Below are 11,131 nucleotides of genomic sequence, written 5' to 3'. Positions count from 1 at the left end.
TCAGGAAGGCCCAGGTCACGAGCGCTCCGACGGTGCTGAAGAGCGGCCGAAGAGCAGGAGCGCGAAGTTGACCGCCTCCGGCCAGTCGCCGGTCAGCAGGATCCGGTACGGGTCGCTGGAGTCGAGGTCCACGCAGATCAGACTCCCCCGGCGGGACGCTGGTTCCCGCCGGCCCCGAGCGGTCAGGTGGCGGCGGCGATGGGCGTGCGGAGCAGGCGGATGCCCAGGCCGATGAAGACCACTCCGGTCACGCGGTCCAGGACCCGCCGCACGCGCGGCCTCGCGAAGACCCCGCGAATCCGGTTGGCGACGCTGACCAGCAGCGGCCACCACATCGCCCCGAAGCCGAGGGTGAGCAGCCCGAGCAGCAGGGTCTGCGGCAGCACCGGGGCCGTGCGATCGATGAACTGCGGCATGAGGCTGACGAAGAACAGCACGGCCTTCGGGTTCGAGACGTTGCTCAGGAAGCCCTGCACGAACGCCAACCGGGACGTCCGGGCGGGCTCGGCGGGAGCCGCGGCGACGGTCTTCTTCCGCGACGCCCAAAGCGCCTGGACACCGAGGAACACCAGGTAGCCCGCGCCGACGACCTTCACCACCGTGAACGCCACCGCGGACTGCGCCAGCAGCGCGGACAATCCGAGCGCCGCGGCGGTGATGTGCACGCACACCCCGGCCAACACCCCGGCCGACGCCAGGTGCCCGGCTTTCGCGCTGCGGGTCGCATTGCGGAGCACCACCGCGAAATCCGGACCGGGAACGACGTAGGTGAGGACCAGCACGGTCAGGAAACCCAGCAGCGTTAACGACATGCTTCGACGATACTTCCGCCGGACAAGGTGTTTTCCCACCAGGTGGCGCGTTTCCGGCTCAACGGTCGGAAACCAGCGGCAGCCCGGCCCGGTGCGCGGCGGCGAACTCCTCGTCGACGAACACGACCTCGCGGCCATCCCGCGCCAGCAGCGAGGCAGCCGCGGCCGCGCGGTACCCGGCGCTGCAGTGCACCCACACCACCCCGTCGGGCAGCTCGTGGGTCCGGTACCGCAGCTCGAAGAGTGGGATGTGCACGGCGTTCTTCAAGTGGCAGGCCCGCCATTCGCTGCGCATCCGCACGTCCAGCACGACGGTTCCCGGGCCCGCCTCGGCGAGGTCGCCGAACGTCGCGGACGGCAAGCGGCGCACCAGGTTCGCGTCCATGGCGAGTTCCTGCGGGCGACCGACCGCAGCCGTCGGGCGGTCGACCCCGATGCGCGCCAGCTCGCGCTGCGCCGCCGACACCTGCTCCGGAGCCTCGCCGATCAGCGTCAGCGGGGCGCCCCACTCGATCAGCCAGCCGAGCCAGGTGGCCAGCGGGCCGTCCAGACCGAGGCTGATCGTGCCCGCCAGGTGGGTCTGCGAGAACGCCTGGCGGGACCGAAGGTCGACCACCCAGTCGCCCACGCGCAACCGCCGGGCCAGCTCCGCCGGCCGGACCCGGGCCGGTTCCCGCAGGTCGATCGGCTCCGGCCCGGCCAAGTTCCGCGGACCCATCTGCGCGTAGTAGGCCGGGAAAGCGTCCAACGCGGAGAGGGCGTGTTCGACGAATTCGTCCTCGCCGAGCCGGAACGCGGCGTTGACCTTCTTCTGCTGGCCGACGGTCGCGGAGCTGCCGGACACGCCACCCGTCGAGCAGTAGCTGCCGAAGCCGTGCGTCGGCCAGATCTCCGCGCCGTCCGGCAGCACATCGGCGAGCTTGCGGACCGACGCGTGCTGGTGCCGGGCGAGCTCCTCGCTGTGCTGCTGGCCGAGCAGGTCGGTGCGCCCGGTCGAACCGAACAGCAGCGACCCGCCGGTGAACACGCCGACCGCGCCCTCGGGATCCTCGAGCACGTAGGACAGGTGGTGGAAGGTGTGGCCGGGCGTCGCCAGCACGCGCAACCGAAGCCCGGGCGACACCGCCACCACGTCGCCCTCGGCCAGCGGACGCCGCGCGAACGACACCACATCCGCCGCGGCCACCCCGTACTCCGCGCCGGTCAGCCGGCACAGCTCCAGGCCCCCGGAGATGTAGTCGTTGTGGATGTGCGTCTCCAGCACGTGGGTGATGCGGACGTCATGGTGACCGGCGAGCGCGAGCACCCGGTCGACGTCGCGCTGCGGATCCACGACGGCCGCCACCGCGCCGTCGGTGACCAGGTAGCTGCGGTCGCCGAGCGACGAGGTCTCGACGACTTCGACCGAGACCATGGCCGTTCATTCGTCGCGGCCGTGTACCTGGGCCGGCGGGTGCGTGGCCTCGACCGCCGTGAACGTCTCCAGGATCTTGTAGTGGTGCTCGGCACCCTTGGGGATGACCCACGAATCGCCCGGTTCGAGCAGCACCGTCTGGCCTTCGCTGTGCAGCTCCGCGCGGCCGCTGATCACGTATCCGGCGGTCTCGTAGTCCCGCGCCGCCGTCGGCTTGTCGATTCCCGGCGGCTCCTCGCGCCACAGCCGCATCGCCAGGCCGACTCCTTCGGCGAGGTAGTACTGCCCGAGGGAACCGCGCGGCGAGTGCGCGCCGTCAACTTTGATGATCGTGGTGTCACTCATCGGACCCCCTCCTCGTGCCCGTTTCGCCTCGATTCTCCCGCCGCCCGGGCGGTCGGGCAGCGCGACTTCTCAGGAGCCTGTTGGTGAATGGTCTGGGTGGGTGGTCGCTTAGCGGAACCTGAGAGCGGTTCCCTGGGCTGCGGGTGCCCCTCCTGATGTATGTCCAATACGCGGCGGAGGGGCCGTCCTCGCCAGAAAACCTCTCAGAACCCGCCGATGGTCGTCTTGGCAAGGTGGCTGCAAGCGGCTGCGCCGCTTCCAAAGGCGCGGACGGCATTCGCCGACAGGCTCTCAAACCCAGATCGAGGCGGCGAGCACCACGCCGACCACGCCCGAACCGATCCCGGCGAGCACCGTGCCGACGACGTTGAGCACCGCGAACAGCCGCGCGCCGTCGAGCAGCAGGCGGACTGTTTCGTAGCTGAACGTGCTAAAAGTGGTGAGCGCGCCGCAGAACCCGACGCCGACCAGCGACTGGACCACCGGCATGGGCACGCCGAACAGGGCGGCGCCGGCGACGAACCCGAGGATCAGCGAGCCGATCGAGTTGACCGCTACCGTGCCCCACGGGAACCCGGTGTCGTGCCGCGCCTGCACCCAGCGGTCGGTGAGAAACCGCATGCACGCACCCAGGGCCCCGCCGAACGCGACCAGGACGATCGTCACCGCTGCTCCTGCCCGACGTAGCGGATCACTTCGACCTCGTCGAGCAGCACCAGGCCCTTGGTGACCAGTTCGTCGAGCTCCGGCAGGAAGTCCCGCAGCCGCTGCTCATCGTCGACGATCACCACTGCCACCGGCAGGTCCTCGCTCAGCGACAGCAGCCGAGCGGTGTGGATCGCTGAGGACGCGCCGAAACCCTCGACGCCGCGGAACACCGAAGCGCCCGCCAAACCGGCGCGCCGGGCCCGCAGCACGATCTCGTGGTACAGCGGTTTGTGGTGGTAGGTGGCGGTCTCCCCGACGATCGCGGTGAGCCGGTACGCCTGGCCCTTTAGCCGCATCATCGATCACCTCGCTGGAACAGGAGTGCCGCCGAGCGCGCCGAGAGCACCCCGACGAACACCGCGAACAAGCAGGCCAGCACGGTGCCGACCAGGTAGGCGAGGGCGACCGCGGGCTGGCGATCGAACACCAGGTGCACCGCGTCGGCGACGTAGGTGGAGAAGGTGGTGAACCCGCCCAGGACACCGACGCCGAGGAACGGCCGGAGCAGCCGGTGCGCGACGACGAGCTCGGTGATCACGTGCATCAGCACCCCGATTGCCACGCATCCGACCACGTTGACTAGCAGCGTCGACCACGGTCCCGGCCACGCCAGCGATGCGCCGTAGCGCAGCAGCGACCCCAGCGTGCCACCTGCGGCGACCACCGCGAGAACGTCCCACGCGGCGCCGGCCCGGGGCTTGCGCCGCGGCTGCAGCTCCACCGGGAATGCCATGACCCTCCCATCCCGGTGAAGCACGTTACCGTTCACGAAACTTGTCAAAACGTTCCGTGAGCAGATGACTTCGCCACCTGCGTTGACCATCAGGAAGACTGGTGGCCTTCACGCTTCCTCGACCACTGCCAGCACGAACGCTGGTCTGACACGGTCTCCACGTGCGTTTGGCCTTGCGGCCGGTTCCCACGCAACTCGCGGTACCTAACGTGTTTCACCTGCCGCCACAGGAAAACCGCTGACCGGGCTTGGCTTTCGCTCGGTCAGCAAGCAATACACTACACCACGCTCTGTCACACATTGACACAGGATCCGGAACTGTCAGTAACCCCCGCCGGGCCACGGCCGCGAGCCAGGTGTCGTGAGTGCGAAAACCGGTATGAGCCGGTTTCCGCACTCACGAGTCGTTACGCCCCAGCCCGGGTGACGTTGGCGTTGATCGCCGTCCGGATGTACTCGGCGAGGCCGGGCAGCAGCTTCTCGTAGTTCGCCGCGAAGCGTTCGTCCGCCACATACATCTCGCCGAGACCGCGGTGGATCTCGTAGGTGCAGTCGTAGCACCAGCGCGTGATGTGCTGGCGGTGTTCCTCGGCGAGGTCCATCGCCTGCTCGCTGTCCGGGGCGAACCCGGCCCGCATCGCCTCGGCCAGGCGGCGGCCGATGTCCTCCTGCGAGGCCATGAACCGCTTCCAGTCCTCCTTGGTGAACGAGGACATCTTCTGCTGGGACTGCCGGTACGCGTCGGTGCCGCCCCAACGCCGTTCGACCTCCTCGGTGTGATCGTCCGGGTCGAATTCCCCGAACAGCTCGAACTTCTCTTCCTGCGTCAGCTCGATCCCCATCGTGTTCGCCTCCAGCTCGCGTTCCACCGCCGCGACCATCCGCTGCAACCGCTCGATGCGGATCAGCAGCAGTTCGTGCTGCCGCTTCAGGTGCGCGTTGGCGTCACCGTCGGCGAGGATGCTCGCGATGTCGTCGAGGCCGAGGTCCAGCTCCCGGTAGAACAGGATCCGGCGCAGCCGGTCCAGGTCCGCGTCGGAGTAGCTGCGGTAGCCCGCCGCCGTCCGACCGCTCGGGGTCAGCAGTCCCACCTCGTCGTAGTGGTGCAGCGTCCGCACCGTCACCCCGGCGAGCCGGGCGGCTTCACCGACCGAGTAGCCCATGGCCCTCACCTCCTCGGAGCCAAGCTTGCGGGCTCACGCCACGTGAGGGTCAACCCGAATTCGGCGGTGAGCCCGGCAACTGCGGTTTCGTGCGGAACGTCGTAGTGGACCGCCGCGGGTTCGCGGAGCACAATGGCCCACTGATCGACGTCGCTACCGAGATCGACCGGACGGGCTCGTCGCCGAATTCCTCGTCGGCCTGCTGGAGGCGTTGCGGGGCCGGAATTTTCCCGGTGAACGTCCTGGTCGCGGACGGGTACGGCGGCGGCGTTGGGAAGGCCGCCTTGGCAGAAGTTACTGTGAGGTAATATCCTCTTGTTACCGACGAGTAAGGGCCGAGTCGGGCCCGCCCCGCAGAAGCGCGCAAGAGGGAGCCTTTCGATGGGCCACTACAAGAGCAACGTCCGCGACCTCGAATTCAACCTCTTCGAGGTCTTCAAGGTGCAGGAGCGGCTGGGCAAGGGTGCCTTCGAGCAGACCGACGAGGCCACCGTGCGGGGCGTGCTCACCGAGCTCAACGAGCTGGCGACCGGCCCGCTGGCCGACTCCTTCGTCGAAGGCGACCGGACTCCCGCCAAGTTCGACCCGGCCACCCACTCGGTAACCCTGCCCGAGGCCTTCAAGAAGTCGTACCAACAGCTGGTGGACGGCGAGTGGTGGCGGCTCAGCCTGCCGGACGAGCTCGGCGGCTACGGCACCCCGCCCAGCGTCATCTGGTCGGCCGCAGAACTCACGCTCGGCGCGAACCCGGCGATCTACATGTACATGTCGGGCCCGAGCTCCGCGACGATCCTGTGGCGCAACGGCACCGAGGAGCAGCGGCGCTGGGCCCAGTTGATGATCGAGCGCCGCTGGGGCTCCACCATGGTGCTCACCGAGCCGGACGCGGGCTCCGACGTCGGCGCCGGCCGCACCAAGGCCATCAAGCAGGAGGACGGCTCCTGGCACCTGGACGGCGTGAAACGGTTCATCACCTCCGCCGACCAGGACATGACCGAGAACATCATGCACCTGGTGCTGGCCCGCCCCGAAGGTCCCGGCATCGAGTCCAAGCCCGGCACCAAGGGCCTGAGCCTGTTCCTGGTGCCGAAGTTCCACTTCGACTCCGAGACCGGTGAGCCCGGCGAGCGCAACGGCGCCTTCGTCACCAACGTCGAGCACAAGATGGGCCTGAACGCCTCGGCCACCTGCGAGCTGACCTTCGGCCAGCACGGCACCCCGGCCCGGGGCTGGCTGCTCGGCGAGGTGCACGACGGCATCGCGCAGATGTTCCAGGTCATCGAGTACGCCCGGATGATGGTCGGCACCAAGGCCATTGGCACCCTCTCCACCGGCTACCTCAACGCGCTGGACTACGCCAAGGAGCGCGTGCAGGGCGCCGACCTGACCAAGACAGCCGACAAGGCCGCGCCGCGGGTGACCATCACCCACCACCCGGACGTGCGCCGCATCCTGATGCTGCAGAAGGCCTACGTGGAGGGGCTGCGCGCGGTGTACCTGTACACCGCGAGCTTCCAGGACCAGGTGGCGCAGGGCCAGCACGACGGCACCGACTTCAGCACCGCCGAGCAGGTCAACGACCTGCTGCTGCCCATCGTCAAGGGCGTCGGCTCGGAGCGCGCCTACGAGATGCTGACCCTGTCGCTGCAGACCCTGGGCGGCTCCGGCTTCCTGCAGGACTACCCGATCGAGCAGTACATCCGGGACTCCAAGATCGACAGCCTGTACGAGGGCACCACCGCGATCCAGGCCCAGGACTTCTTCTTCCGCAAGATCGTCCGCAACAACGGCGCGGCCGTCGGCCACGTCGCCGCGGAGATCCAGGCGACGCTGGAGGCCGAGGGCGCCGACGAGCGGCTCAAGGAGGAGCGCGCGCTGGTGGCCCGCGCGCTGCAGGACAGCCAGGGCATGCTCGGCACGCTGATCGAGTTCCTGACCTCTTCGCAGGAGGACGTCAAGAACATCTACAAGGTCGGCCAGCACGCCGTGTCGTTCCTGCTGAGCATGGGCGACCTGCTAGTTGGCTGGCTGCTGCTGCGGCAGGCCGAGGTCGCCCTCGCCGCGCTGGACGCGGGCGCGTCAGCCAAGGACCAGCCGTTCTACCAGGGCAAGGTGGCGGCGGCCCGGTTCTTCGCCAAGAACGTGCTGCCGGAACTCACCGGTCGCCGCAAGATCATCGAGGCGGCGGACAACTCCCTGATGGACCTCGACGAGTCCGTCTTCTGACGAGCCACGTGAACCGCAGTTTCGATTCGACGGCTTGCCGCTCGACGAGCAGCTCGACCTCCATCCAGCCGTGCTCGTCGGGCGGCCGCAGTCACCGACCTGCTCCGCCTCGGCAACGAAGCGGAAGTTCTCGGCCCGCCAGAACTCCGTGCCGCGGTCGCCGAAACCGTCACCGCGCTGGCGGCCCGCTACGCCTCCTGAGCGTGCGTCGATCAGCACCGGTCGGCAGCGCGCGGGCCCACTGCCTGGCTGATCACCGTTGCCGGGGCGTACTGGCTGGAGCGTCGTGGTCGGCGAGGTCCGGCAGAGCACGTGCTGCGCCGCTTGGCCTGCCGGACCCGAGATCGTCCACAGTGGAACGAGCGGCGAGGAACGCCACGAACAGCCCGACCAGCAGCGCCGCCCGACCCCACACCCCGATCATCAACGCCTGCGCGGTGAAACCGTCGTGGATGCCGTTGGGCACACCCGACATGTTCAGGTAGAACCAGCGGAAGATGCTGATGCCCATCGCCACGTCCGCCACCAGGTACGCCACGATCCAGCCCCAGCGCACCGACACCAGCACGAAGAACGGCAGCAACCACAACGTGTACTGCGGCGAATGCACCTTGTGCAGCAGCAGGAAACCGCACAGCATCGCCGCCGACACCTGGATCCACGGATAGGTCCCGGCGCGCTCGTACCGCAACCAACCCACCGCGCAGGCGACCGCGGACGCCAACAAGATCAGCAGCGGCGACACCACGCCCATCGCCGACTGGAAGCCCTCGGAGTCGGTCCAGTGCCGAAAACCCCAGTACCAGACCGAGTTCGTGCTGATGTCCACCTGCCGGCGCGACTGGAAGTCGAACGACGCCAACCAACCGCCGAACCCGGCCAACATGAACGGCAGGTTCGCCAGCACCGCCGTCCCGACCGCCGCCCCCACGACCTGCAACGCACCGCGCACGTCGAACCGCCGCGCCTCGTCCCGGCCCTCGGTGAGCACGTACAACGCCAACGGCAGCACGAAAAGCGCCGGATACAACTTCAGCGCGAAACCCAGGCCCAACAACACCGCGGCCGCCGTCGCCCGACGGCGCAACGGCGCCGACGTCCACCGATGCACGACGAACACCGCGCCGACCGCGCATGCCACGACAGGCAAATCCCAGTTGTGGAAGGCATAAAGCACCAGCGGCGGGCTGAGCGCCCACAACAACGCCCGCCAGCCGCTCAACCTGCCCAACCACCATGCGACGGCCAACCCGAACGGCGCCATCAACAACGCCGACGCGGCCAGGAAACCCGCGTCCGTGTGGGCGAAAATCGCGCCCACCCAGATCAGCACCCCGGTCAGCACCGGGTACTCGACCACCCCGCCGTACAACGTCCCGTCGGCCTCGATCCCCCCGTTCACGTAGGGGAAGACGTGCCGATCGATGTCCCGGCCGATCCACAGGTTCTGGATGTCTGAGTAGCACACATCGCCGTAGGCCCGATCCTGGTAGGCGGGCTCCGAACGCCCCCACTCGTCGTAGAGCGGGCCCGTGCAGCGCGCCTTGTTCGCGTAGCCCAACGCCAACGCCAACGCGGTGAACATGCACAGCGCGACCAAACCGGAGATCGTCAACCCGCGGGTCGTCCTAGCGCTGATTCCGATCACTCCACCCGTTCGATACCCCGACAAGTCATTGTGTTCAGGCGACCTTGCCGCGGAGGAACGCGATGTCGTCGGCCTGGCCCTCGTCCGGGGTCTCTACCACCACCGGCGCCCCTGCGTTCGCGCACACCGCGACCAGCAGCTCCGGGTCGATGTTGCCCGCACCGATGTTCGCGTGCCGGTCCCGCGACGATCCGAACTCGTCCCGCGAATCGTTGAGGTGCACCAGGTCGATCCGCCCGGTGATCGCCTTCACCCGGTCCACGACGTCCAGCAGCTCCTCGCCAGCGGCGTGCGCGTGGCAGGTGTCCAGGCAGAACCCCGCCCCGAACTCGCCGACCGCATCCCACAACCGCGCCAGCGCGTCGAACCGCCGAGCCATCGCATTCGTGCCGCCGGCGGTGTTCTCGATCAGGATCGGCACCTCGAAGCCGCCCTCCGCGGCCTGCCGCTCGAACAGCTTGCGCCAGTTCGACACGCCCTCGGCCGGCTCGTCGTCCTTCGTCACGTGCCCGCCGTGCACGATCAGGCCGTGCGCGCCCACCGCGGCCGCCGCCTTCGCCTGCTGCCCCACCGCCTTGCGGGACGGAATCCGGATCCGGTTGTTCAGCGAAGCCACGTTGATGACGTACGGCGCGTGGATGAACACCGCCACGTCGCTGTCCCGCAACTGCTCGGCCTGCGGGTGCGGCTTCGGGGCCTTCCAGCCCTGCGGGTCCGACAGGAAGAACTGCACGACCTCCGCGCCGCGCTCGGCGGCGGCGGCCAACGGGTCATCATCGCGAACGTGAGCGCCGATACGCATACCCGAAGTCTAGGCGGCGGGCGGGTTCTCCTACCGTCGGCTTGACCAGCGGATCGCCCACCCCGATCCCACAGCGATCCCACAGCGCGAGAACGCGTTCCGTTTCTCGGGCCGGGCGTCACCAACGGCGGTGTTCACGCGTTATTAATCTTGAGAGAGTGATCGGCATTCGCACTGCCTTGGGAGGGCGAGCCATGGGCGCACGGGGGAAACCCGATCCGCTGTACCGGTCGAACGCGCTCGGCCGGACCGTGTCCGCCGGGCTCGTGGGCCTCGTCATCACCGCGAGCACCTTCCTCGGCGCAGGAATCGCGAACGCCGCCGATCCGCTGCTCGTCGACCAGCCCCTGGCGACGGTCAAGGCGGTCCCAGGGCAGCAGATCACCATCGCGCCATCGACGCTGGACTTCAAGGTCCGCGAAGCCGTGCTGCTCGCCATGCCGCTGGCCTTCGGCCCGGCCGCCGACGCCGCGGAACGGTTCAAGGAGCTCGCGCCGATCTCGCTCGGCGCCGCGCCCGAGGGCCGCACCTTCTACTCCGGCAAGGACATCGCCAAGGCCGCCGCGCCACGGCTCGCCGAGATCGGGCTGCCCGCCGACAAGGTCGACGCGGTGACCTGGCACTTCACCAACCTGGTCAGCCTCGGCAACGCCCTCACGGTCAAGGCCGAGCGCCCGGAGGAACAGCCGCCACCGTCGTCCGGGCAGCCGACCCCCGAGAAGTCGAAGCCGACACCGACGCCCGAACCCAGCGCGACGCAGCCGCCGAGCCCGACCACGCCGCCACCGGTGGTCACGACGCCGGAACCGACCCTGACCCCCAGCATCGGGGCACCGGCCGAGATCAGCGTCCTGCCGCCCAGCCTGCGGGACCTCCAGGGGGGATCGCCGCCGTGGGGCCAGGCCCGTTACGACCAGGCCCCCGGCCTGACCCCGAACGTCGGCGACCTAGCGAAGCAGGCCCAGGAGCAGCAGAAGGCCCGTGAGCAGCAGCAGGCCCGTGAGCAGCAGGAGGAGATCCGCGCTGCGGGCAGGGCGGAGGCGCTGCCTACCGAGGTGACCGAGCGGGTCGCCGCCCCGGTGCTGCTCGCCGCGATCTCGCTGGCGGTGGTCACCGCGGCCCTCGTCCGAAGCTGGGTCCTCCGCCGCAACTGACCCCGGCCTGCGGCACCGACCCACCCGACACCCACCCCACCTGACATCCACCTCACCCGACACCCACCCCACCTGACATCCACCTCACCCGACACCCACCCCACCCGACATCCACCCGCCCCGAGC

12 protein-coding genes are annotated in these 11,131 nt (G+C 69.0%); 3 read left to right on the top strand and 9 right to left on the bottom strand.

The annotated features are described in order from the left end of the window. Window positions 1–182: 182 nt before the first annotated feature. The 7 genes from ACRXBZ_RS18955 to ACRXBZ_RS18925 all read right to left on the bottom strand — a co-directional run bounded on the left by ACRXBZ_RS18955 (window position 183) and on the right by ACRXBZ_RS18925 (window position 5,175). Window positions 183–812 (bottom strand): LysE family translocator, encoded by a 630-nt coding sequence (locus ACRXBZ_RS18955; protein ID WP_433880223.1) that lies wholly within the window; start codon window positions 810–812, stop codon window positions 183–185. 58 nt (window positions 813–870) lie between these two features. Then, entirely contained in the window at window positions 871–2,226 is a 1,356-nt protein-coding gene (locus tag ACRXBZ_RS18950; protein WP_433880222.1) for an MBL fold metallo-hydrolase, read from the bottom strand. Window positions 2,227–2,232: 6 nt separating this feature from the next. Further along, window positions 2,233–2,571: a cupin domain-containing protein gene (locus ACRXBZ_RS18945; protein ID WP_433880221.1), complete on the bottom strand. Its 339-nt coding sequence runs from the start codon at window positions 2,569–2,571 to the stop codon at window positions 2,233–2,235. 291 nt (window positions 2,572–2,862) lie between these two features. Beyond that, on the bottom strand, window positions 2,863–3,237 hold the full coding sequence (crcB, locus tag ACRXBZ_RS18940; protein ID WP_433880220.1) for a fluoride efflux transporter CrcB: 375 nt from the start codon (window positions 3,235–3,237) through the stop codon (window positions 2,863–2,865). After that, window positions 3,234–3,575, bottom strand: a complete 342-nt coding sequence (locus ACRXBZ_RS18935; RefSeq protein WP_210435684.1) for a DUF190 domain-containing protein — start codon at window positions 3,573–3,575, stop codon at window positions 3,234–3,236. The genes crcB and ACRXBZ_RS18935 overlap by 4 nt, the downstream gene beginning before the upstream one ends. Further along, complete coding sequence (locus ACRXBZ_RS18930) at window positions 3,575–4,012, bottom strand: fluoride efflux transporter FluC (protein WP_433880219.1); 438 nt, start codon at window positions 4,010–4,012, stop codon at window positions 3,575–3,577. Before ACRXBZ_RS18930 ends, ACRXBZ_RS18935 begins: the two co-directional genes overlap by 1 nt. Before the next feature lie 407 nt (window positions 4,013–4,419). Then, window positions 4,420–5,175, bottom strand: a complete 756-nt coding sequence (locus tag ACRXBZ_RS18925) for a MerR family transcriptional regulator (RefSeq protein ID WP_433880218.1) — start codon at window positions 5,173–5,175, stop codon at window positions 4,420–4,422. A 381-nt stretch (window positions 5,176–5,556) separates the two neighbouring features. Between ACRXBZ_RS18925 and ACRXBZ_RS18920 the strand changes: the two genes are divergently transcribed. Together ACRXBZ_RS18920 and ACRXBZ_RS42165 are read left to right on the top strand one after the other, a co-directional pair. Then, the gene (locus ACRXBZ_RS18920) at window positions 5,557–7,401 is read left to right on the top strand and encodes an acyl-CoA dehydrogenase (protein WP_433880217.1); all 1,845 of its coding nucleotides are present in this window, start codon (window positions 5,557–5,559) and stop codon (window positions 7,399–7,401) included. A gap of 24 nt (window positions 7,402–7,425) precedes the next feature. After that, complete coding sequence (locus ACRXBZ_RS42165) at window positions 7,426–7,602, top strand: WCX domain-containing protein (RefSeq protein ID WP_490885441.1); 177 nt, start codon at window positions 7,426–7,428, stop codon at window positions 7,600–7,602. A 52-nt stretch (window positions 7,603–7,654) separates the two neighbouring features. Here the strand turns inward: ACRXBZ_RS42165 and ACRXBZ_RS18915 are convergent, their stop codons facing one another. Further along, a complete protein-coding gene (locus ACRXBZ_RS18915) occupies window positions 7,655–9,016 on the bottom strand; it encodes a glycosyltransferase family 87 protein (protein ID WP_433880216.1) in 1,362 nt (453 codons plus the stop codon). A 67-nt stretch (window positions 9,017–9,083) separates the two neighbouring features. Next, window positions 9,084–9,851 carry a deoxyribonuclease IV gene (locus ACRXBZ_RS18910; protein WP_433880215.1) on the bottom strand — a complete coding sequence of 256 codons (768 nt, stop codon included), beginning with the start codon at window positions 9,849–9,851 and terminating at the stop codon, window positions 9,084–9,086. 194 nt (window positions 9,852–10,045) lie between these two features. On the opposite strand from ACRXBZ_RS18910, the gene ACRXBZ_RS18905 reads away from it, so the two are divergent. Further along, the gene (locus tag ACRXBZ_RS18905; RefSeq protein ID WP_433880214.1) at window positions 10,046–11,005 is read left to right on the top strand and encodes a hypothetical protein; all 960 of its coding nucleotides are present in this window, start codon (window positions 10,046–10,048) and stop codon (window positions 11,003–11,005) included. The last annotated feature ends 126 nt before the right edge of the window (window positions 11,006–11,131 follow it).

The sequence above is a fragment of the Saccharopolyspora hattusasensis genome (genome assembly GCF_050972075.1).
Taxonomy (GTDB): Bacteria; Actinomycetota; Actinomycetes; order Mycobacteriales; family Pseudonocardiaceae; genus Saccharopolyspora; species Saccharopolyspora hattusasensis.
The sequence above is the reverse complement of the archived record's forward strand: the minus strand, read 5'-3'. Positions and strand labels throughout refer to the sequence as shown.